The organism is Acinetobacter shaoyimingii (assembly GCF_011578045.1).
GTDB lineage: Bacteria > Pseudomonadota > Gammaproteobacteria > Pseudomonadales > Moraxellaceae > Acinetobacter > Acinetobacter shaoyimingii.
The window spans coordinates 1,731,493-1,755,121 of record NZ_CP049801.1 but is presented as its reverse complement, the minus strand read 5'-3'; the positions used below and the strand labels follow the sequence as shown (position 1 = coordinate 1,755,121).

16 protein-coding genes are annotated in these 23,629 nt (G+C 39.0%); 3 read left to right on the top strand and 13 right to left on the bottom strand.

The window, feature by feature from the left end; all coding sequences use genetic code 11:
- Positions 1–4 precede the first annotated feature (4 nt).
- Entirely contained in the window at positions 5–712 is a 708-nt protein-coding gene (locus G8E00_RS07830; RefSeq protein ID WP_166223433.1) for a DUF1826 domain-containing protein, read from the bottom strand.
- A gap of 402 nt (positions 713–1,114) precedes the next feature.
- Between G8E00_RS07830 and G8E00_RS07825 the strand changes: the two genes are divergently transcribed.
- Positions 1,115–1,945, top strand: a complete 831-nt coding sequence (locus tag G8E00_RS07825; protein ID WP_166012402.1) for an alpha/beta fold hydrolase — start codon at positions 1,115–1,117, stop codon at positions 1,943–1,945.
- 497 nt (positions 1,946–2,442) lie between these two features.
- On the opposite strand, the gene G8E00_RS07820 is transcribed toward G8E00_RS07825, so the two are convergent.
- The 8 genes from G8E00_RS07820 to G8E00_RS07785 form a co-directional block, all read right to left on the bottom strand.
- Complete coding sequence (locus G8E00_RS07820; RefSeq protein ID WP_166223430.1) at positions 2,443–2,679, bottom strand: VF530 family protein; 237 nt, start codon at positions 2,677–2,679, stop codon at positions 2,443–2,445.
- 525 nt (positions 2,680–3,204) lie between these two features.
- Positions 3,205–4,554, bottom strand: coding sequence for an MFS transporter (locus G8E00_RS07815; protein ID WP_166223427.1), 1,350 nt, complete (start codon positions 4,552–4,554; stop codon positions 3,205–3,207).
- Positions 4,555–4,705: 151 nt separating this feature from the next.
- A complete protein-coding gene (locus tag G8E00_RS07810) occupies positions 4,706–5,746 on the bottom strand; it encodes an enoyl-CoA hydratase/isomerase family protein (RefSeq protein WP_166223424.1) in 1,041 nt (346 codons plus the stop codon).
- 26 nt (positions 5,747–5,772) lie between these two features.
- A complete protein-coding gene (locus G8E00_RS07805) occupies positions 5,773–6,546 on the bottom strand; it encodes an enoyl-CoA hydratase (protein WP_166012399.1) in 774 nt (257 codons plus the stop codon).
- Between the two features lie 157 nt (positions 6,547–6,703).
- Positions 6,704–7,831, bottom strand: coding sequence for an acyl-CoA dehydrogenase family protein (locus G8E00_RS07800; RefSeq protein WP_166223421.1), 1,128 nt, complete (start codon positions 7,829–7,831; stop codon positions 6,704–6,706).
- Positions 7,832–7,910: 79 nt separating this feature from the next.
- On the bottom strand, positions 7,911–9,572 hold the full coding sequence (locus tag G8E00_RS07795; RefSeq protein WP_166223418.1) for an AMP-binding protein: 1,662 nt from the start codon (positions 9,570–9,572) through the stop codon (positions 7,911–7,913).
- Positions 9,573–9,828: 256 nt separating this feature from the next.
- The gene (gene mmsB, locus G8E00_RS07790) at positions 9,829–10,719 is read right to left on the bottom strand and encodes a 3-hydroxyisobutyrate dehydrogenase (RefSeq protein ID WP_166223414.1); all 891 of its coding nucleotides are present in this window, start codon (positions 10,717–10,719) and stop codon (positions 9,829–9,831) included.
- A 15-nt stretch (positions 10,720–10,734) separates the two neighbouring features.
- On the bottom strand, positions 10,735–12,252 hold the full coding sequence (locus tag G8E00_RS07785) for a CoA-acylating methylmalonate-semialdehyde dehydrogenase (RefSeq protein WP_166223410.1): 1,518 nt from the start codon (positions 12,250–12,252) through the stop codon (positions 10,735–10,737).
- 185 nt (positions 12,253–12,437) lie between these two features.
- Between G8E00_RS07785 and G8E00_RS07780 the strand changes: the two genes are divergently transcribed.
- Positions 12,438–13,334: a LysR family transcriptional regulator gene (locus G8E00_RS07780; protein WP_166223406.1), complete on the top strand. Its 897-nt coding sequence runs from the start codon at positions 12,438–12,440 to the stop codon at positions 13,332–13,334.
- A gap of 230 nt (positions 13,335–13,564) precedes the next feature.
- Here G8E00_RS07780 and G8E00_RS07775 read toward each other — a convergent pair whose 3' ends face one another.
- Genes G8E00_RS07775 through G8E00_RS07765 form a run of 3 tightly spaced genes read right to left on the bottom strand, consistent with a single transcriptional unit; the run spans position 13,565 to position 16,854 of the window.
- The gene (locus G8E00_RS07775) at positions 13,565–14,587 is read right to left on the bottom strand and encodes an ABC transporter substrate-binding protein (protein ID WP_166223403.1); all 1,023 of its coding nucleotides are present in this window, start codon (positions 14,585–14,587) and stop codon (positions 13,565–13,567) included.
- Complete coding sequence (atzF, locus tag G8E00_RS07770; RefSeq protein WP_166226482.1) at positions 14,584–16,404, bottom strand: allophanate hydrolase; 1,821 nt, start codon at positions 16,402–16,404, stop codon at positions 14,584–14,586. The genes G8E00_RS07775 and atzF overlap by 4 nt, the downstream gene beginning before the upstream one ends.
- A 15-nt stretch (positions 16,405–16,419) precedes the next feature.
- Entirely contained in the window at positions 16,420–16,854 is a 435-nt protein-coding gene (locus G8E00_RS07765) for a CopG family ribbon-helix-helix protein (protein ID WP_166223400.1), read from the bottom strand.
- Between the two features lie 335 nt (positions 16,855–17,189).
- Between G8E00_RS07765 and G8E00_RS07760 the strand changes: the two genes are divergently transcribed.
- Complete coding sequence (locus G8E00_RS07760) at positions 17,190–19,961, top strand: TrlF family AAA-like ATPase (RefSeq protein ID WP_166223397.1); 2,772 nt, start codon at positions 17,190–17,192, stop codon at positions 19,959–19,961.
- Positions 19,962–20,004: 43 nt separating this feature from the next.
- Here the strand turns inward: G8E00_RS07760 and uca are convergent, their stop codons facing one another.
- Positions 20,005–23,625 (bottom strand): urea carboxylase, encoded by a 3,621-nt coding sequence (uca, locus tag G8E00_RS07755; RefSeq protein ID WP_166223394.1) that lies wholly within the window; start codon positions 23,623–23,625, stop codon positions 20,005–20,007.
- Positions 23,626–23,629 lie beyond the last annotated feature (4 nt).

Below are 23,629 nucleotides of genomic sequence, written 5' to 3'. Positions count from 1 at the left end.
AGAATTAACAAATGAGCAGTAATCGAAACTCGTTATTTTCTACTGGTGCACGGTGCACACAAGGCAAAACTTGTTGTGTCGGATGATCAACTGCCAGCCGCCAAAGATGTCCAATACCTAAGTTTGTAGGTTTAGCCTGTGGCTTTGGCTGATAGTGCAAATCAAAATAATATTCTGCTAAAAAGCTTTCAAAGTCACCATCTAATTTTTTATGAAAATCATCATGTACGGCTTTGAGTTTTTCCCGTATTTCTGGAATTTGAATCTTTTGTTCTACTTGATCATTGGCAATAATGTCGCTTGCAGCGCCGTAATAGGTACATAGAAATGTATCAGTCGCAATGGGAGAACGGTCGACATGATAAGAGTAGACATCGGTAGAAATAAAATCTAACTCGTCATCTCGTTCATAGTTTTTGATTAAATTGAGTGATGGGGAAGCACCATAATCACTGAGTAGCGTTATATCTTGGATAATGGTTTGTCGGGCAATATGACCTTGTTCAGTCAAATCTAATGCTAAAAGATCCTTAATAGAAACCTCAGTGATATTGTCTTGTAATTGAAGTTTTAAAACGATTTCTGCAAAATTTCCATTCAAATCTCGATGCCAACACAGTGCATTCACTTGCGCTTTAAATTGAGTATTGATCAGTTCAGAGAAGTGAGTGACAACTTGAATTTGAGCATTGTCTGAATAAGGATGATTCATAGTTACATTTTAAGATAAAAGCAATTCATCATACACTTAGAATCAATAAAAGTGGCGCAAAATATATATTTATGATTAATCAAGGGTCAATCTAGTTTTAAAGTCACTATGCAACTCAGAATGCTTTAAAAATTTATATGTTTTATTCATTAAAAATAATTTAAAATCAAAAAGTTAGAAAATTATAATCAAAGTAAATTGCAAGTATTACATCTTAAAATTAAAACCATAACAAATATAGATATCACATAATTTATGAAGCAGATAGTGAGTTTACAAATCATCATTAAAGACGATCAAAAGTACAGATAACCACCATGAGAAAATGAATAGTATGAGGATATTGAGCCAATTTAAATTGAGTGCTCAATCAATATTAAGTACGATAAAAAGGTGAATTTCATGGGTTACGTAACGACAAATGATGGCGTAGAAATTTTTTATAAAGATTGGGGACCACGCGATGCTGAAGTCCTTTATTTCCATCACGGTTGGCCACTCAGTTCAGATGATTGGGACGCTCAAATGATCTATTTCTTAGAAAAGGGTTATCGAGTTGTAGCACATGATCGTCGTGGACACGGGCGTTCAAGTCAGGTATGGGATGGTCACGATATGGACCATTATGCTGATGATGTAGCTGCTGTGGTTCAGCATTTAGGAATATCTAAAGCTATTCATATTGGTCACTCAACTGGTGGTGGTGAAGTTGCCAGATATATCGCTAAACATGGTGAAACACATGTATCTAAAGCCATTTTGGTGAGTTCTGTTCCGCCATTTATGATCAAAACTGAACAGAACCCAAACGGATTACCTAAAGCCGTTTTTGATGATTTTCTAACTCAAATCTTAAAAAATCGTTCTGAGTTTTATCGCGCTGTACCAGAAGGTCCATTTTATGGATTCAACCGTCCAAATGCGCAGCCTTCAGAAGCTGTTATTCAAAACTGGTGGCGTCAAGGAATGATGGGGAGCATTAAAGCCCATTATGATGGCGTGGTGGCATTTTCACAGACAGATTTTACTGAAGATTTGAAAAAGATTTCTGTGCCTGTATTGGTATTACATGGCGATGACGATCAAGTAGTACCTTTTGAAATATCTGGAAAATTATCGGTTGAATTGGTTCAAAATGGAACGCTGAAAGTCTATCCTGGATATTCTCATGGTATGTTGACTCTAAATCATGATGTGATTAATCCTGATTTATTGGCTTTTATTCAAAGCTAATGATCTAGACCTATAGATAAAGTCGAACTTGATAAGAGAGCAACTTGGTAAAAGTTGTTCTTTTTTTTCATTTTTATTGTTTATTTAACGCCAAATATATTCAAGTCTCAATAAATCGGTATTGTAAAGGGCATTTATGATTTTGACCATTATATGTATCGACCGAAACTGAGTTTTATCTGCTTTTTAAATGGCTTAAGGTTTAAGAATGAGACTGACGTAAATATCATTACGATTGTTATGCATTAAGTCGCATGATTTAAAATAAGTGAATCATTTATGGGATTGAGAGTCAAACGATTAAAGGATCAATTGCTCTTAAAGGATCAATTGCTCTATATTTTATTTAACTTATGTTCACCTAGAATCCAGTTCACACTTAAATTTATGTTTAATAAACAATAAATTTAATTACGTAGATAACTAAAATAATGACTTATAATATTTAGCTCATGAACCTAGCTATGCTGATGCTAGGTTTTGATGGTTATTCAGGGCTACGCTTGCTGTTTGGCTTTTTGGCGTAAGACATACAAATATAAGCTTTCTACTTTTTCACGTGCCCATGGTGTAGTGCGTAAGAATCGCAATGATGATTTAACACTTGGATCTATGCAAAAACATCTAATTTCAATTTTACGACTTAAGCCTTCAAAGCCACCGTAGTAATCCAATAATTCGTCCAAAATGTCAGCAAGTTTTTTGCCGTGTAAAGGGTCATTGGAGGTGTTCATAATAAATCAATCATATTTTAGGAGGCCATTATTATAACCTGAGCCAGTTGTAAAATGAGAGGGTTGGAATTTAAACGTAATGAACATCGAAAATTACAGCTGTATTAGCCTTACGTATCTAGACATTATTTTCTTAGTATGAATCTTTATTAGGTAGATGAGATTGAGACATAAATTGAGTCATAACGTTACTGAGCTGTGGCAACATTAGTATTGTATAGGCCACAGTCTAATATATCCTATTTAACATAATATACATTATGCGAACTGTTTTAATTTGAAAGTTCCCACACATCAAGATCTCTATATACTTATATACATTGTAAAATCAGTTTTAGAATTACTTGTTGCTAGACATGTGCTTATATACGTTTTGATTACACAGACAGCAATTCATGATTGTTTAACTTTTTAAAGAGCGACTAAGTGATTTATCTTAGTCGCTTGAGCATCAAATCAAAGCCCTACAAAAATTATGCATTTACAAAACAATCATTCTAATCATCCTATATAAGCACTTCTATACTAGCCAATATGACTTGATGATGATTTAACCTGCTCATTACCTAACGATTTTATCGTGTTTAGCTTTTGATCAGGTTTTAAAAATCCTGATGCAATTATCGCCACCACTGCAATGCTCACTATATATACAATAATTAAATGTGGGCTACCTTGACCAATACTGAGTAATTTTGTTGCGATTAATGGTGCTAAACCACCACCTAAAACGCCGGCAAACTGCACAGCTATAGAAATACCGCTATAACGAATTTCAGCTGGAAATTGGCGTGCAAACAATTGCGACTGTGGCGCATACATAATAGGAAAAACCACACCAATTGCTAAAACAATGGCTGTCCACACCCAAACTGGATCTTTAGTATTCAGCATGGCAAAGAATGGATAACTATAAAGTGCCAATACACATAATCCAAAACGGAACATGTTTTTTTGACCGACTTTATCCGATAAATGTCCAAATATGGGTGTAATGACCATAATCACAACTGCACCACAGATGGTTGCAAACAATATGTCTTGGCGTGGAATATTCAGTTGTGTGGTCGTATATGCCAATGCAAATGTCGATGCCAAATAAAACCATGCATTTTCAGCTGCACGCGACAAAATAATGGTGATTAATTCTTTAGGATAAGACTTAAAGACTTGTAAAGCCGGAACTTTAACTTCTTTGGCAGCTTCTTTCACTTTTTCAAAATCTGGAGATTCTGGTACTTTGACGCGGATATACCAACCCACAGCCAGAAGTACAATACTGGCAAGAAATGGAATTCGCCATCCCCAGCTAAATAATGCTTGTTCTGGAAGTAATGATACCAAACCCAATGCAACAGATGCGAGCATTAAACCGCCACCTGTACTGGCTTGTGGTAAACTTCCCCAAAAGCCTTTACCACCTTCAGGTGCATGTTCAACGGCCATGAGCACTGCTCCGCCCCATTCACCACCCATAGCCATACCCTGTATAAAACGAAGTACAACTAAACATATTGCTGCCCAATAGCCAATCGACTCATATGTGGGCAATAATCCAATACATACCGTGGGTATACCCATTAACATTAATGTGATCAGTAACATGGACTTGCGGCCAATTTTATCGCCAAAATGTCCAAAAACTATCCCACCTAATGGTCTCCCAATAAAGCCAACCGCATAAGTTCCAAATGCGGCTAAAACACCAGTCAATGGGTCTAAATTTGGAAAAAATAGTTTGTTAAAAATCAGTGCTGCAGCTGCACCATAGATAAAAAAGTCATACCACTCGATAGTGGTTCCCACCATACTGGATATGCCGGCCAAACGATGTGAACTTTTGGCTTTAACATCAGTTACGTATGAATTTTGCATTGTATAATCCCTTATTGTGTCAGTAATCTCTGACAAAACCCATCCTATGGGTGATTTGATTCATAATTTGGTGCTTGAATGCTTTTAAAAACTCCATTTAGTAATTAAGATATTGAAATACATAACATTATAATAAAATTAGAACTTTGCATTATCCTAATTGATCTAAAATAAGATCTAATTTCGGATTCTCTTTTTTCCATTTGGGTTGTTTATCTTTATCGACAATCAATGCGCGCACGCCTTCGATAAAATCACCTTCATCTAGCCAAATATCCTGCAATTGACGCTCAAGCTGCATACATTGTGCTAAGGACAAGCCACGTCCTAAATGTTGCAGCTTTAAACTGGTCTTTTTGGCAATATATGACCGTTGTTCAAGCGTCGATAATGTTTTTTGCGCCCAATCTCGATATTTGGGATTGGATTCTTGAGCCAAACCATTTTCAATCGTAGCGAGGTCATCAGATGCAAAATGCTGTTGAATGATCTCTGCATATTGACGTAATTCACTTTCAACAGGCTGAACAATATAGCGACCAATCATTTGGCTAATATGATCTTTACTTAAATCTGTAGCCTTGCTTAGATCTTCTCTGAAATGTTGAAACTGTTCACTTGGAATATGATAATCAATCAAATCAAGATACAAGGCATCACTACTGCTGATTTGTTCACCCGTCAGTGCCAAATACACACCAATATCATCTAAACGAGATAAAAAGTGTGTAGCACCTACATCTGGGAAAAATCCAATCACTGTTTCAGGCATTGCAAAGCGGGATTTTTCACTGCTGATAATCATGTGACAGGCTTGCGCCAAACCAAATCCACCACCCAAAACATAGCCATCTAACAGCACAATCACAGGTTTTGCATATGCACGAATAGTATTGAGCATGTCATATTCGGCACTAAAATACGCTTTGTGATTGTCAGTTCCATTCATATAACCATCATACAAATATCGAATATCACCACCTGCACAAAAGGCTTTAGGGCTGTTCGATTGAATCAGTATGGCTTGAATTTCTGGATCATTATGCCAATCGCTAAGTTGTTTGGTGATGCCTTGAATCATCTCCAGTGTTAAAGCATTTAAATGTGCCACTCGATTCAATCCAATCACACCTAAATGACCCGTTTTTTCTATATGTAATTGATCCTTCAGTGCTTTATTTTCAATATTCATGGTCATCCCTTACTCTCATGATTCAATTAATGATTTTTAAACTCAGCTGTACGTTTTTCAATAAATGCCTGCATGCCTTCTTTTTGATCTTGCGTTGCAAAAATAGAATGGAAAATTCGACGTTCAAAACGTAAACCTTCATGCAAACTGACTTCATAAGAACGGTTGATCGATTCTTTGATCATCATGGTGGCTGTTAAAGACTTTTCTGCAATTGTTGTCGCAGCCTTTAATGTTTCATCTAAAAGTTCGTCATTTTTAAAGACTCGTGCTACCAAGCCACTTTGTTCAGCTTCAACCGCACCCATTTGGCGTGCAGTCAGGCACATTTCCATGGCTTTGGCTTTACCAATAGCACGGGTTAAACGCTGTGTACCGCCAATCCCAGGAATCACGCCTAAAGTGACTTCAGGCAAACCAAATTTCGCATTTTCAGCGCAGTAAATAAAATCACACATCAGTGCCAATTCACAACCACCGCCCAAAGCATAACCACTTACAGCTGCAATCAATGGTTTACGACGTTCAGCTATACGATCTGCTAAATGAAAAAAATCATCAAAATAAATTTGCGGATAGCTTAAATCGACCATTTCTTTAATATCCGCACCAGCCGCGAAAGCTTTCTCAGAACCCGTAATCACCATACAGCCAATCTGTGGATCACGCTCTAAATCATCCAATGCGAGATTAAGCTCTGCAATGAGTTGGCTATTGAGTGCATTTAAAGCTTTAGGTCGATTTAAACGAATTAAACCAATGCCTTGCTGTTTTTCCAGCTGAATGGTTTCAAATGTCATCACTTCATTCCTTTATTCTTTTAGATTAATCTGCTGATGATTTCATCCGCTTTGATCAATCAACTTAACTGTTTAAATTAGAATTGATACGGACCCAAAACCTTGACTTTAAAAGTGCAAAATCTTGGTCATCATTTCATTTAAATCTTTTAAATTCTTATAAAATACGTGCAATCACCAGACGTTGAATGTCACTAGTACCTTCATAAATCTGGCAAATACGTGCATCACGATAAATCCGTTCAATTGGGAAATCTTTTAAATAACCATAGCCACCAAAAACTTGTAAAGCCGCTGAACAAACACGTTCTGCCATTTCAGATGAAAACAGTTTTGCCATCGATGCTTCAGTGAGACACGGTTGCCCCGCTTCTTTTAAACGTGCAGCATGATGTACCATTTGACGTGCCGCATGGATTTCTGTCGCCATACTTGCCAAACGAAATGCAATCGCTTGATGTTCAAAGATGGGTTTACCAAAAGTTAAACGTTCTTTGGCATAACGAGTGGCTTCATCCAGTGCTGCACGTGCAAGTCCAACTGCTTGAGCTGCAATCCCAATGCGTCCACCTTCTAAATTGGACAAAGCGATTTTAAGACCATCACCTTCTTTTCCTAACATCAAGTCTTGATGCACACGAACATCAGTCAGAGCAATTTGGCAAGTGTCCGACGCATGTAAACCCAGTTTTTCTTCGGTACGTACCACTTCATAACCTGCGGTATCACGTGGCACAATAAAAGCACTAATGCCCTTTTTACCTGCGCTTGGATTGGTCACTGCAAAGACGATAATCACCCCTGCATTATGTCCAGAAGTAATAAACTGTTTGGCACCATTAATAACCCAGTAATCACCATCTTTCACGGCCTTGGTTTTAATCGCTGCAGCATCAGAACCAGTATGCGGTTCAGTCAATGCAAATGCGCCAATCATTTTGCCTTGCGCCAAAGGTGTGAGATATTTTTGCTTTTGTTCCTCTGTACCGAATTTAGCAATCGGCACACAACCTACGGAATTATGAACACTCATAATGGTTGATGTTGCTCCATCTGCGGCTGCTATTTCCTCTAATGCCATCACATAAGCTAGATTTCCAGTATCAGAGCCGCCCCATTCTTCGGACACCAACATCCCCAGAAAACCAAGCTCACCCATTTGCGCCAATGCTGATTTTGGAAAAGTTTCATTCTTATCCCAATCTGCAGCGTTGGGTTTGATTTGCTCTTGCGCAAAACTACGTGCCATATCCTGAATTAATAACTGTTCTTCAGTAAACTGCATTCCTTTGTTCCTTTCTCAATCTTGCTTTTGTTATTTACGCGATATTTCACAATTTTAATGAACAGATAATCTACCGTAATTAACTGGCTTTGTGTTCAGTTTGTTGTTTAGCAATCTCTTGATTGCGCAATAAAAAACGTTGAATTTTACCGCTTGGTGTTTTTGGCAATTCAGTGACAAACTCAACCAAACGTGGATATGCATGTGCAGATAAGCGTTTTTTCACAAATTGACTGAGTTGCTCGGCCAATTCTGGAGATGGTTGTTTATGTTCAGCCAAAATTACAAATGCTTTAATAATTTCAGTACGTTCAGGGTCTGGTACGCCCACAACAGCAGCTTCAATAACGGCATCATGTTCAAGCAAAGCACTCTCGACATCGAAAGGTCCAATACGATATCCTGAAGTTGTAATGACATCATCACTACGCCCAACAAAACTCATACTGCCATTGGCGTGCAATTCTGCGGTATCACCTGTTAAATAGTAATGCTTTAGGAAAGGTGATTTACGGCTTTCTTGATATCCACCAAACCACATCATTGGTGATTGCTCTAAATCGACTGCCAAAATTCCTGGGGTATCTTCAGGCAGTTCATTGCCCGCTTCATCAACGACCGCCACGCGATAACCAGGGCTGGCAAATCCTGCAGAACCTGCGGTAATTTCGTGTGTTAAACCGTGATGATTACACACCACCATACCGACTTCAGTTTGACCATAATGATCGTAAATAGGTGCATCCAAGACCTGTCTAAACCAGCGAATCACTTCTGGATTTAAAGGCTCACCCGCACTGCTCACCACTCGGAATTTGCCCTTCAGCTTTGCCATTTGGTTTTGATCAGCTGCCATCATTAAGCGATACGCCGTTGGTGCACCTGCCAAATTATTGACTTGATAATCTTCAACAATTTGACACAAACTTTCAATACTAAAGCCACCTTCATAGAAAATGGTGGAATGACCTAATAGTAATGGGCCAGTAATAGCATAGTACAAACCATAGGCCCAACCAGGATCGGCAATATTCCAAAAAGAATCTTCTTCACGTAGTCCAACAGCATCTTTCATATAATTGCCAAATGCAATCAACGCTTTCAGTGGCACTTGTAAAGGCTTTGCAGGACCTGTGGTACCCGAAGTAAACATCAACAAGAATGGATCTTGAATCGTTCGCATTACCAAGTCACATTGATCAGACTCAGCATTGACCACATCCCAGAAATTTAAGTCGCCAGTTTCAACGCCTTGACCTTGTGCATCTGCCACTGTGACAATTTGCGGACAGTCAGTGACTTCATTGATTTTGCTACGATTTCCGACATCCGAAATAACCAATTTACTTTGTGCCAGCTGAACACGGTGTTCAATCGCTTTAGGACCAAACGCGGTAAATAATGGTTGATACACCGCACCGATGCGCCAAGTGCCAAATATCACAATCAAAAGTTCGGGTGTACGCGGTAAAAGCCCTGAAACACGGTCACCTGCTTGTACACCTTGCGATTTTAAAAAATTGGCAAATTGGCTTGACCATTGTTTGAGTTGAGCAAAAGTATATTGTTCTTTTCGTCCATCTTTGCCTTGCCAATACAAAGCAACTTTTTCTGGATCTGATTCTGCATGTCGGTCGCAACATTCAAAGCATGCATTGAGTTGATCGACTGAACCGGATAATAATTTTTGCGCTGCTTGATTTAAATCAAATTCTTGTGCAGCATTTTGATAGTTCAACATAACTTGACCTCATCTGGCGTAATTCTTATTTATGACGCAGGTGAATGTATTGAACATTCGCCATCCTATGGCTTATTGATTGAGATGGATAAGTTTTGCTGATGATGCGTATTGATTCATTGATTTATTAAAAACCATTCATCATGAATCACGCTTAGCTCATATTCCATCTGTACTTTACGTTTTAAGTTTTCGTTTTAAATTTTAATTCAAGTTTATGACCATCCCCTGATCATCAGAAAGATGGTTATTGTTGCTATGCCTCATCTGGCAAATAGTTTTGAATAATGCTTGAAAAATCAAGTTGTGCATGACCTTGCAGACAACGTTGCTGATAAAGCTGTTGCACCAAACCTCCCAGTAAAATAGGTTGTTTGACTTGACCTGCAGCTTCTATCGCAAGACCCAAATCTTTCAACATAAGTTGAGTGGCAAAACCACCTTGATAGCCTCTGGAAGCTGGCGCATTTTCACTGATATTTGGCCAAGGATTGCATACATCGGAACTCCAACAACGTCCACTGGAACTGTTGACCACACCTGCCAAGGCCTCAGGGTCAATGCCTAGTTTTGCACCCAATGCCATCCCTTCAGCGACAGCCACCATTGAAATTCCTAAAATCAGGTTGTTGCAGATTTTGGCAATCTGACCAGCACCGACATCACCACAATGCACAATATTTTTTCCCATATGGCTTAAAATATTTTTCGCCTTGTTGAAAGTGTCTTCATCGGTACCGACCATAAAGGTAAGCGTTCCTGCTTGTGCACCCACCGTTCCACCAGAAACAGGCGCATCACAGACCTGAATGTTTTTAGATTTGCCGACTTCAGCAATATCTTTGATGGTTTGTGGATCAATGGTACTGCTATCGATACACAAACCCCCTTCAGGCAATACAGCCAAAATACCTGTGTCACCTAAGTACACGTCTTTGACATGTTTGGCTGCTGGCAACATGGTAATCACCACATCGGCATGTTTTGCTGCGTCTTGAGGGTTTGTACTTACAACGCCTCCCGCCGTTTGAAATTCTTGAATTGCTGTTGGGCTTAAGTCGAAACCGTAGACGGTGTGACCTGCTTTGAGCAGGTTCTGCGCCATTTTTCCGCCCATATTGCCTAATCCAATAAATGCAATATTCATCCTTGAGCTCCTGATTTAACGTAAGTTAATGGTGGTATTTACTTCACCTTTTTCTTGCGTATCTTCAAACCAGCGGCTAGTAATGGTCTTGGTTTGGGTATAGAACTGCACAGCTTGTTTACCGTATGGTCCTAAATCGCCCAGTTTTGAACCACGAGAGCCTGTAAAACTAAAGAATGGTACAGGCACAGGAATTGGAATATTAATGCCCACTTGACCGATATCAATTTCATTTTGGAAAGTACGTGCAGTTGCACCGCTTTGGGTAAATAGCCCGACACCATTACCAAATGGATTGGCGTTAATCAGTTCAATGGCTTGTTCTAAGGTATCGACATGGATAATGCCAAGTACAGGTCCAAAAATTTCTTCTTTATAAATGCGCATGTTGGTATTGATGTTATTGAACACGGTTGCACCGACAAAATTGCCTTTTTCATAACCTGGTACGCTGACGTCACGACCATCCAGCAACAGTTCTGCACCTTCATCCACACCACTTTGAATCAACTCCAATACACGATTTTTAGCACGTGGCGAAATCACAGGACCAATGTCAGTATTAGGCTCATGTCCTGCATTTACTTTCAAAGTTTTGGCTTTTTCTACCAACTCGGTAACCCAATCTTTGGTTTCACCCACCATCACCGCAACCGACAATGCCATACAGCGTTGGCCTGCAGCACCAAAAGCCGCACCAGCTAAAGCATTCAAGGTTTGTTCTTTATTGGCATCTGGCATAACCACAACATGGTTTTTCGCACCCATCATTGATTGCACACGTTTGCCATGTTGTCCTGCTAAGTTATAGACATGTGTACCCACCGCTGTCGAACCCACAAATGAAATCGCTTTAATGTGTTGATGCGTACATAAACGATCGACCACATCTTTACCACCGTGTACGACATTTAAAACACCTGCTGGAATACCTGCTTGTACGGCAAGCTCCACCAACATCATGGTAGATAATGGATCTTGCTCAGATGGTTTTAAAACGAACGTATTGCCACAAACGATGGCCATTGGGAACATCCACAGTGGAATCATCGCTGGGAAGTTAAATGGCGTAATGCCTGCACACACGCCTAAAGGTTGTTGCAAAGTATAAGTATCGACGCCACGTGCTACACCTTCGACATATTCGCCCATTTGTAATGTGCCGACAGAACAAGCATGCTCCACGACTTCTAAACCACGTTGAATATCACCTTCTGCATCTGCCAAAGTCTTGCCTTGTTCTGCTGTTAAAACTTTGGCAATTTCTTTCATATTTTCACGAATAAGATCTTGCAGTTTAAGCATGATACGCATGCGTGCTTGAATCGGGGTTAGGCGCCAAGTTTTAAATGCATCTTGCGCTGCTACAATCGCAGCATCGACTTCATCAAGCGTTGCCATAGGCACACGCCCAATGACATCTTGAGTTGCGGGATTAACAATGTCTTGCCATTCTTGGGTATTTGATTCGATAAATTTGCCATTGATAAGCAATTTTGCCGTGGTTGATTGAATATTTGACATGGTGTTCATGGCCACTCCTTGGGCTTGTTTCTTGTTGTTTCGATGTTTGACCTTATTACTTTCATCTCAAAGTCACTGGCTAAGGTCTTATATGCAACTGTCCTGTTTCAATTCAGACTAGCAAAGAAAAATTTGACCACCAACGCAAATTCACGCACGATGAATGTGCAAATTTGCACAAGGACAAAATAATAATGAAAATGGATTGGGATCATCTGTATTATTTTTTGGTTTTAGCGCGTGCTAAGACCTTAACCAATGCCGCCAAAATTATTGGTGTAGAACACAGTACGGTATCTAGACGTATTCAGGCGCTTGAACTGGCATTAGGTACGCCATTGTTTAAACGTGAAGCCTCGGGTTATGAACTGACTTTAGAGGGTTTAGCGCTAGTGCCGCGTGTAGAACAAATGGAACAGGCATTTTTGCAAATTGAAAAACCTAACCAGCCTTTACAAGGTCGTGTGCGAATTGGCACACCTGAAGGCTTAGGCACGGCTTTTTTAGCCAAACTTTTGGCTGAATTTTCAAAGCAATATCCACTACTCACGATTGATTTAATTCCTGTGCCGAAAATGATTAAGTTATCGCATCGTGAAGCAGATATTGTGATTTCAATTGACCGTCCAAAATCAGGTCCTTATATCATTACTCGTCTAAGTGATTACTGTTTAAAAATCTACGCCAGTCATGATTACTTACAAAATCATGCGACCATTTGTACATTGGAGGACTTAAAAGGACATCGTTTTGTCAATTATATTGATGATCTGGTGTATAGCCCTGAACTCTATTGTTTGGAACGTTTGCCTTTACAGTTAGAAGCACATTTTAGAAGTAGCAGTATTTTGGCACAGCAAATTGCAGTGTCTGCTGGTGCAGGTTTAGCCATTTTGCCCAAATTTTTAGCCAATGATCGGCCTGAACTAGAACAAGTGCTGAAAGATGATGTGAAATTTGTACATACCTTTTGGATGCTGACCTTAGTCGACTTGCAGCATGAACCTAGAATTAAATTGGTATGGGATTTTTTAAGAAAACAAGCCGATTTACATCAACATGTATTGATGGATGAGCTAGCCAATATTTGATTGATTCAAATATATAAACCAAAAATTGATGATTTGTCCTATATAGATTCATAAAAGCCTTGTGTTTATTTTTAGGTTTATTCATTTTGTCTGTACATTCGAAGCTATTCTTGTATTAATAAAGAAAAGACTCAGATCTGTCAGATCCGAGTCTTTGTATTGAATATTTTAATCAGTCAAATGTAATATCAGTCAAAAATTAAACATCTAAACATATGAAGTGATGCTAACTATTTGATCTGCTCAAGTAAAGCTGGGTAAATCACACTATCCACATCCATTTTTGTGGTGTACACACCATTTTTTACGTTAAATTCATTGACGTGATAACTTGAGCCATAGATTGAATCAAAGCCTGTACCTTTGCTAAAGACCTTTTTATTGGCTTCAATGTCTAATAAATGCGTACCATCAATAAATTGCATATAAGCTTTGGTGTCAACGCCCACTCGTTTAGACATGATTTGTGCTGCTTCTTCACGTGTTGCAGGATCATTAATAAATTTGACGGTTTTGTCCCACACTTGTAGGACTTTAATCCATTGTTCTTTATTCGCTTCTAAATGTGCAGGATTCACGGTTAAAGTATCGTAAATTAAGCCTGGTTTATCCTTTGATGTATAAATAACTTTTGAACCTGCCACCGCTTTTAATGCTTGATTCGCTACAGGCTGCCAAACGGCAATCGCATTGATATCAGGCGTTGCAAAAACTTGAGGCAATTCATTGGTCATGGTATTGACCAACTTCACATCAGCCAGATTAATTTTGGCATCATCCAATGCAGTCGATAATAATAAGTGATCGACTAAGCCTTTTTCAGTGGCAATAGTTTTACCTTTTAGCTCATCAATCGTGTTTATGCCATTTTTAGCAATAATGACATCATTACCTGCTGAGTAATCTGTCGCTAAAATCATGACCCCTTTAGTACCTCCAGAGCCTGTGACAAGGTTGTCGCCATTGGTGACAAAGACAGCATCAAGTTGATTTGATGCAAAAGCAGAGAGCGATGCTGAATAGTCAAACCATTTAAATTCTGCATTCACGCCAGCCTCTTTTAACCAGCCTTTATCTATCGCCACCTGCCATGCGACAAAACCAGGCCAGTCACTATAACCAATTAAAATAGGTTTTGAACTTACACTACTTTTTACACGATCTGTTGGTTCAGGAATCTTTGCGGTATTGTCACAACCAGAAGCAAATAGAGCCAAACAAACGGATGCCGATAAATAGATGTTTTTTATCATGATGCAATATCCCCAATCGAGTTACATTCAAATGTGGTTGTTGTGGTTTGAATAGATTCAATATAGTTGCGCCAGCCACCCAAATGACTAATGTCTGTTGCATCCTGCAATGCGTAACCTTCACAAATAAAACCTTTCACCCATGTGCCATCTTTTAGTTGTACATTTCCTATGCCTAGTGGAGCTGGTACTTCAGCGACAACTTCACCAAATCTAGCCAAAGGAATATCCCAAACTTCAATGTCTATGCTTTGACCTGCTTGTTCGACAAATTGCAGTCCTGGTTTAGGTGGTGTGGTATTTTTTAGCGCAAATAACTTATATTTAGCTGCAGTTTGGGTCTTTTTAAGCAAAGTACCCAAACGTGTAGTCAGTTGAAAATTCAGTGGCATACCTGTTAAATGCGCACCAACAACGGCCAATTTGATTGAATGAGCGGAATTAAAATCTGCTGGTACGTTGTCTGATGGTTTTAAGTTGGACGTCCCCAAGTGAAGTGCCGTATGCTTTTGCCAAACGTCTGCAAACTGAGCCAATGCTTGGTCATGCCATGCAGGTGCAATAAATGTCACACCTGAAGGCAATCCATCGGCACGAATGACATTGGGTACAGCAATCGCGGATAAATCTGCAAAATTCACAAAGTTGGTATATGCACCCATGTGACTGTTTTTTACCAATGGATCGGCCTTAACATCTTCAATTTTATAAATGGTCGGTGCGGTTGGTACCATCAATGCATCGAACGGTGCTAAGGCTAGGTTGATGATTCTCGCCAGTTGAGCACGTTCGTATTCAGCATCAATCATATCTACGGCATTAAATTGATCTGCCTGAGCAATAATTTGATGAATGACGGGATGTGTCACCTCACGTGCAACACGTTTTTCAACTGCACTGGTACGTTCAGCCACCCAAGCTTTGTTGTATAGCGCAGCTGCCAACTGATTAAATGCTGTAAAATCGATACTTTCAATGCTATAACCCAGTGACTTCACACGCTCAATTGCGCTATTGAACGCTTTTTCGGTTTCAGCATCACTATAAAATTCAAGCTGTGCAGGAATCGCTATTTTGCCTTTAGAAAATTGTGTTGGTACAGATGCAGGATGTTGACGTGAATATTCATCTTTCTCATCAAAACCTTGCATAATTTGCGCGACTTGCCATGCCTCAACGCTGGTTAAAGCAAAGATTGAAATAACATCGATGGTACGACATGCTGGGATTAATCCATGCGCTGAAAACCAGCCTTTGGTTGGCTTTAAGCCTACAATATTGTTATGACCTGCTGGAACACGACCAGAACCAGCTGTATCTGTGCCTAGTGAAAATGGTACCAAACCATTGGCAACCACCACCGATGAACCAGAACTTGAACCACCACTGATGTAGTCTGGGTTAAAACTGTTTTTTACTGCACCATAAGGTGACCGTACCCCAACCAATCCTGTCGCAAATTGATCCAAATTGGTCTTACCGACCACTATAGCACCTTGGGCTTTAAGCTTCGCCACGACCGTTGCATCTTCGCTGGCTAAATTGGCTGCTTCTTTACAGGCAGCCGTAGTATAAAAGCCTGCAACATCTATATTGTCTTTGACTGCAAAAGGTACGCCGTATAAGGCTAAAGTATTTGGATCTAAATCTTTTAAAGCATCAATTTGTGCTTGTAATTGCGCTTTTGAAGCGATTGAAATCCAAGCATGGTCATGGTTTCGAAACTGGGCAACATAATCAATTAAATCGTCTAATTGAATGGCTTTTTCTTGGTACGCCGTTTTCCAATTTTCTATGGTCCATAATGATTTCACTATAATCTCTCCCCGATTTTATGTGTTTTGCGCAATAGGTGGCATAACAGCATCCATGAGTTCCAAATGCCCTTTAATGACACCTTTAAGTGCAATAAATTGCTGACTGATATGGTGTAAATCTTCGCTTGCACCTTGCATGAGCATGACTTCTAAGACTTTTTCATCATCGAGTTGTATATGCAGTGAGCTGATCACTTGGGTTAAGTATTTTTGTTGTAATTCAAAGAGTTGTGATCTTAGTGGTTTGAGTCCTGCGTTATACAATAATGTGAGCGTTCCGACCATGACTTCATTTCGTTCCACTAAATCCGCAATGAGGTGTTTATTGATCATGTCGACAATCGCCTGTGAGCGGCTTTCGTAATGTTGATCGACAATTTTCTGATCGAGTGCATTGAGTGTGGTTTCAGGCACGGTAATGCTAATGCGTGCCAACTTTTGTTTTGGCACAGTTTTAGCCTCTTTTATTACGATGTTGATGATTTTGTTTGATATAAAAGCCCGCGCGTGCGGAAATAAGCTCAATAATAAAAAGTTTGAAGAGTTTGGCGATGTTTAAGATGTTGTCTTTGTTCACGGTGCATCTCCTCACTTGGTAATACCAAATGTAAAATTTGTATTACGATTAGATATGCAGGAACTGTGCCAGATTTGATTTAATTCCAATAAAGTTTAACTTCTATTTTTTTGTTTAATTTTTATACAAAATGTAAATTATATGTTTCATATAGTATTATTTTTTTTGTATTTTATAGTGGAAATATTACTTGAAAAGGAATTAAAAAATGAATCGCGGTTCAGAATGGGGACGTTGGGATTTGCATGTACATACAAAAGGTACAGCAAAAAATGACAAATTTGGCGATATATCTTTTGAAGAATACTGCATTCAGCTTTTCAAAAAAGCCTTAGAAAGAAATATAAAAGCTATTGGTATCACGGACTATTTTAGTGTCGAAAATTACAAAAAAGTAAAAGCATTTCAAGATTCGATCTCTTCTAGAACAGAATTCGACGATATTCAGAAAAATATCATTTCTAAAATTTTTCTGCTTCCTAATATTGAGTTAAGAATATCTCCTAGCACTGACAAAGGAAGTGCAATCAATATGCACTTACTTCTGAATCCTGATTGTATAAATGACTTTGAACAAAGATATTCAGACTCCTTGGTATTTACAGTATCAGATTCAGAGCAATACAAATTAACTAAATATGATCTGATTAGACTTGGACAAAAAGAGAGTCCAACTACAACGGATGAAAATGCGCTCTATAAAATTGGAATTTTATCTTTTGTTCTTAATCCTTCTGATATTATTAAAGCATTTAAACAATATCCAAATTTTCGAAAAAACTCTTTGGTTGCCGTTGCAAACTCAAATAAGGATGGCGCATCAGCATTTCAAGGTCATGAAGCATTCCTAAAACAACAAACAGGTGCAACTTTAAAAGTATTAAGAGAATCACTTTATAAAATTTCTGATGTAATTTTTTCATCGACTCTCACAGATAAGCCCTTTTTCTTAGGGGAAAATACTAAAGATCAACAAAGTTTTCTAGACAGTTATGGATCATATAAACCTTGTATCCACGGAAGTGATGCTCATAAATTAGAAACTTTATTTGAACCAATTGATCATAAATATTGTTGGATAAAAGCTGAACCAACCTTTGAAGGTTTAAAGCAAATCATTCATGAACCTGAAAGTCGTGTTAATATCGGACAGCACTGTCCCGAAGTCAAAAACCCCTACGAAGTAATAGATTATGTTGAACTAAACAACAATAATGTTTCAAATAGCAAAATTTGCTTCAATAGCAATCTAACTTCTATCATCGGAGGGCGGTCTTCTGGAAAATCCACCCTATTGCAATGTCTAGCAAATAAATTAAAACCTACTGCACTAAACATCCTTGAACAATCTCAGCATATTGATGAGCTTTGTTCACATTTTAGAATTATTTGGCAAGATGGTAAGGAGGATTACAGTAGACCGATCGAATATTTTTACCAAGGACATATGTATTCAAAGTCAAAAGATCAAGGTATTGAAGATATAGTTAAAGACTTGATACAGCAAAAAGACAACAAGCTTTTCTCTAGATTTAAAGATCAAAATGATTTTTTACGTCATGAAATTTCAGGAAAAGTATCTACTTATTTTTCAATTTTAAGCTCTTTAAGTGACTATCAATCACAATTGATACAGAAAGGTAATAAGGATGATATTCAAAATCAAGTTAATGAATTATCTATACAAATCCAAAATAATGATATTGGAAATATAACTCAGGAGGAAATGGCTGATTTTAATGCTTCGAATGAAACTTTAAAAATTCTTAATAAAAATCTTGAAGGGCTTATTACTTTTAAAGAACTACTTAAAGATAAGCACTGTTCTGATTTCTACCAACTGTTAAACCCATTAGAACTTAATTTAAATTATGTGCTAGTACAATCACACTTTGAATCCTTTGCAAGTGAAATAAAAAAACTTACAACTACTCAATTTGAGCAATTCAAAAAGCTCTCCCTACAAACTATTTCTGATCAAATCCTAAAAGTTGAAAAAGAAATTTTAAATATCCAAAGTACTGACACATTTAAAAAAGTAGAAGTCTATCTAAAGTCTTCTGACGCTATAAAACCATTATTAGAAAGACTAAATACTGAAAAAGCTAAAATTCTAGAGATTGATGATATTTTAGAAAAAATTTCTAAATTAACAACTTCTTTAGAAAGTTTAAAAACAGAGTTTCAACGTACAATTTGGTTATCAATGTCCAATATAGCCTCTGAATTAATACAGGCTATATCATCAATTACAATCAGCCAAGATCTACAAATACTTGCAACGAATATATTTGATAAATTTAAGTTCAATGAATTTATCAAAAAAACTATTAACCAACAGCCAGAAAAAGCCAAGCTATTTGCTGAAATGCAAGTTGCTTCTCAAATTGAACTTTTAGATAAATATCATGAAATAGTAGCATCCTTAGAAGAAGGAGAAATTCGTTTTAGAGGTGGTACTACTTTAGAAACATTTACGAAAGAGTTCTTCGATAATTCATGGTTTAAAATAAAATTTGACGTGATATATGATGGTGACAACTACAATGAAATGTCACAAGGCAAAAAAGCTTTTGTAGTGTTAAAAATGACTTTAGATTGTAGTGAAAGTAAGTGCCCTATTATCATCGACCAACCTGAAGATGACTTAGATAATCGAGCTATCTATTCTGAATTGGTTACCTTCCTAAAACAAAAGAAAAAGGAAAGACAAATTATTCTTGTTACTCACAACGCAAATGTTGTTGTGAATGCCGATAGTGAGCTAATCATTGTTGCCAATCAACATGGGATTCATAGTCCAAATATGAATAATCATAAGTTCCAATATAAGTTTGGTAGTATTGAATCACTAGATCATGATCCAGGTTGTTCATCCACTTTAAATCAAAAAACAATTAAGTCACATATCTGTGAAATTCTTGAAGGTGGAGATAGAGCCTTTAAGTTACGAGAACAAAAATATAATTTAGCTTCCTAAATAAAAAAGACCGCCTAAGCGGTCTTTTTTAATATCTATCTCATCAAGCCACTGGCGCTAACGTAAACAATACCTGCCCCGTTTTCACAGTTTGCCCTTTTTCAATGGTAATCGCATCTACACGCATACGTTCAGGCGCAATAATTGGAATCTCGATTTTCATCGCTTCAATCACCGCAAGCGTTGCACCTTCTTCCACAATATCCCCTGACTGACATTCAATTTTCCAAATTGAACCCGGCATATGTGATTCCACCGCACAACCACCATCTGGAATTTCAACCCCTTCTCCATCATCCACCGCATCGAGGCTTTCAGAGACATATTCTGCAAGCCCTGCTTCATGCCAGCGACGACGTTCTGCATCAAAGTTGGCTTGTTGCACCGACTTAAAGGCTGCAATCGATTCTTGGTTTTCCGTTAAGAAGTCGTTGTACTCTTTTAAGTTCAATACACCTTCTTCAATACGCAGTTTTAAGCGACCTGCTTTAAAGTCCTCACGCATTTGCATCAGCTCGGACTCAGACACTTCATAAAACTTAATTTGGTCAAAGAAGCGCAGTAACCACGGTTTGCCTTGTTCAAAGTCGGCATTCTTACGGTAGCGTGACCACATTTGCGTGGTACGACCGACAAACTGATAACCACCCGGACCTTCCATACCGTATACGCACATATAAGCACCGCCAATACCCACGGCATTTTCAGGTGTCCATGTCCGTGCAGGGTTATATTTGGTGGTGACTAAACGCTGACGCGGATCAAGTGGTGTTGCTACAGGTGCACCTAAGTACACATCACCCAAGCCCATCACCAAATAACGTGCATCAAAGACTACATCTTTTACCGCTTGTTTATCTTTTAAGCCATTAATCCGACGGATAAATTCGATATTGTCTGGACACCATGGAGCATCTGGACGCACAGTTTGCATATAGCGTTCAGTAGCGAGTTGCGTTTGTGAATCTTCCCACGCCAGTGGTAAATACACGGTACGCGATGGCACTTGCATTTCCGTCACATCAGGCAGTTCAGTTTCAGCGACTTGTAACAGGCGCAGTAAATCAAGTTGATCCAATTTAATCGAATCAAAATGAATTTGTAGAGAACGAATGCCCGGTGTCAGATCGATAATGCCCTGAATATTTTGCTTTTGAACCCATTGCATAAGTGCATGAATACGGAAACGTAAGTTCAGGTCAAGCACCAACTCACCATATTCCACCAACATATAATTGTTGCCGGCAGGACGATACACCACATCAGGCAAGCCATTTACACCTTTTAAGGTATCGAGAACCGCATTTTTTAAAGTCGAAAGTTCAGGATAAAATGACTCATCAAATGCAACATTTTGAGTATCACTTGCTTCTAACTGTGCATGATATTTTTCATTTAAGAGTTTCGCTTGGTGATAGCTCACAGGGACAAATTTAACTTTGTCTCCAGCTTTTAACTGTCCCAATTTCCACAGTTCAGAATTAATCACGACTGCTGGACAGACGAAACCACCTAAGCTTGGACCATCTGGACCGAGAATAATCGGCATATCACCGGTAAAGTCGATTGCACCAATCGCATAAGCATTGTCATGAATATTGGATGGATGCAAACCAGCTTCACCACCATCCTCACGTGCCCATTCAGGTTTTGGACCAATTAAACGAATACCCGTACGGCTTGAATTAAAGTGAATCTCAAAGGTATTGGAAAAGAAGGTATCAATGTCATGTTTCGTAAAGAAGTCTGGTGCGCCATGCGGGCCATACATTACCGCAATTTCCCATTCATGACTGAATGATGGGATTTGCTCAGGTGCAAGCGCTTTCACTTCATCGCTTGTGAATGCCGTAATGGGGAGCATATCGCCAATCAGCAAGTTACGCCCTGCATGACCACCAAACTGACCTAAGGTAAAAGTCGCTTGTGAACCGAGATATTCAGGCACATTCAGACCACCTTTAATGCCGATATAGGTACGGCAACCAGTGGCGATTTTGCCACATTTTAGAATCTGACCCTTACGCACATTGACGGTTTGCCACATTGGAACAGCTATGCCATCCAAGGTTGATGGCATATCACCGCCTGCCAACACAATTTGGCTATCACAATGGAATTTTAAGGTCGGACCTTGTAGCGTACATTCTAAGCCTGCGGTGTTATAAGCATTACCCAGCAATTGGTTTGCGACATTCAGTGACAATGGATCAATCGCACCGGATGGTGGTACACCGACATCCCAATAGCCCAATCGCCCTGTCACATCTTGTACGGCAGTTTGAATACCCGCTTGTAGCACTTCAATCTTTTGCGTTTTCCACTCAAAGGTATTTAAAAAGCGTGTGGTTTGTGTCCCTGCTTTAAAAACATCGCAATCGATAATGTTTTGTAGATATTCAAGATTGGTTTCGATCCCTGCGACTGAGGTTTTAGCAAGTGTGTCGATCATGGCTTGAATCGCAGATTCACGATCATCAGCGGTCACAATAATTTTAGCAATCATCGGGTCGTAGAATGAGGAAACATTTGAACCTGTTTCGACCCATGTTTCGTTACGTGCATTTTCATCAAACTCCACATGTGTCAGTAAGCCAGCACTTGGTTGGAAGTTTTTAATTGGGTCTTCAGCGTATAAACGCACTTGAATCGAATGACCTTTGGATTCAAATGTTTCAGTTGGCGCAGTCCAATCACCACTAGCAAGTGTCACCATCCATTCGACCAAGTCCACACCAAAGACTTGCTCAGTCACGCCGTGTTCCACTTGTAGACGGGTGTTCACTTCTAGGAAGTAGAATTCCTGCGTGTCGGTATCCATCACGAATTCAACTGTCCCTGCAGAACGGTAATTCACCGATTGCATCAATTGAATCGCAACATTTTGGAGATATGCACGTTGTTCGTCATCGATATGTGGTGCAGGCGTTTCCTCAATCACTTTCTGGTTACGACGTTGCACTGAACAATCACGTTCACCGAGTGCAAGCACTTGACCTTTGCCATCACCAAAAATTTGCACTTCAATATGACGAGCATTTTGTACAAATTTCTCAAGGTACAAACCTGCATCTTTAAAATTCGCTTGCGCTAAATAGGACACCGTTGCATAAGCATCTTTCAGCTCTGCTTCGTTCCAGACCAAACGCATGCCGATCCCACCGCCACCCGCGGTACTTTTTAGCATCACAGGATAACCAATACGATTCGCTTCTTTCAGTGCTTCAGCTTCATCCGCCAAAAGCTGACTACCCGGCAGCAATGGTACATTGGCTTGAATCGCAAGCTCACGTGCGGTGTGTTTGAGACCAAAGGCACGCATTTGCGTTGAATTTGGACCAATAAAGGCAATGTCTTGTGATTCACACAAGTCACAGAATTCCGCATTTTCAGACAAGAAACCATAACCCGGATGAATCGCCTCTGCACCAGTTTGTTTGGCCACTTCTAAAATTTTATCGACATTCAAATAGCTTTGGCTAGCTGGTGCCTCACCGATATAGACAGCTTCATCGGCTAAAGTCACATGTAATGAATCACGGTCGGCTTCTGAATATACCGCAACGGATTGGATGCCGAGTTTTTTTAAGGTACGAATCACACGACATGCAATGGCACCACGGTTGGCGATGAGAACTTTATTAAACCCATATTTTAAAGTCATATGC

What these genes read in the sequence shown, in the direction of transcription:
- G8E00_RS07760 (WP_166223397.1), top strand. Translation starts at nt 17,190, where the DNA reads ATGAATCGCGGTTCAGAATGGGGACGTTGGGATTTGCATGTACATACA.
- G8E00_RS07775 (WP_166223403.1), bottom strand. Translation starts at nt 14,587, where the DNA reads ATGATAAAAAACATCTATTTATCGGCATCCGTTTGTTTGGCTCTATTT.
- mmsB (WP_166223414.1), bottom strand. Translation starts at nt 10,719, where the DNA reads ATGAATATTGCATTTATTGGATTAGGCAATATGGGCGGAAAAATGGCG.
- G8E00_RS07825 (WP_166012402.1), top strand. Translation starts at nt 1,115, where the DNA reads ATGGGTTACGTAACGACAAATGATGGCGTAGAAATTTTTTATAAAGAT.
- G8E00_RS07795 (WP_166223418.1), bottom strand. Translation starts at nt 9,572, where the DNA reads ATGTTGAACTATCAAAATGCTGCACAAGAATTTGATTTAAATCAAGCA.
- G8E00_RS07810 (WP_166223424.1), bottom strand. Translation starts at nt 5,746, where the DNA reads ATGAATATTGAAAATAAAGCACTGAAGGATCAATTACATATAGAAAAA.
- G8E00_RS07800 (WP_166223421.1), bottom strand. Translation starts at nt 7,831, where the DNA reads ATGCAGTTTACTGAAGAACAGTTATTAATTCAGGATATGGCACGTAGT.
- G8E00_RS07815 (WP_166223427.1), bottom strand. Translation starts at nt 4,554, where the DNA reads ATGCAAAATTCATACGTAACTGATGTTAAAGCCAAAAGTTCACATCGT.
- G8E00_RS07820 (WP_166223430.1), bottom strand. Translation starts at nt 2,679, where the DNA reads ATGAACACCTCCAATGACCCTTTACACGGCAAAAAACTTGCTGACATT.
- G8E00_RS07830 (WP_166223433.1), bottom strand. Translation starts at nt 712, where the DNA reads ATGAATCATCCTTATTCAGACAATGCTCAAATTCAAGTTGTCACTCAC.
- G8E00_RS07785 (WP_166223410.1), bottom strand. Translation starts at nt 12,252, where the DNA reads ATGAACACCATGTCAAATATTCAATCAACCACGGCAAAATTGCTTATC.
- G8E00_RS07780 (WP_166223406.1), top strand. Translation starts at nt 12,438, where the DNA reads ATGAAAATGGATTGGGATCATCTGTATTATTTTTTGGTTTTAGCGCGT.
- uca (WP_166223394.1), bottom strand. Translation starts at nt 23,625, where the DNA reads ATGACTTTAAAATATGGGTTTAATAAAGTTCTCATCGCCAACCGTGGT.
- G8E00_RS07805 (WP_166012399.1), bottom strand. Translation starts at nt 6,546, where the DNA reads ATGACATTTGAAACCATTCAGCTGGAAAAACAGCAAGGCATTGGTTTA.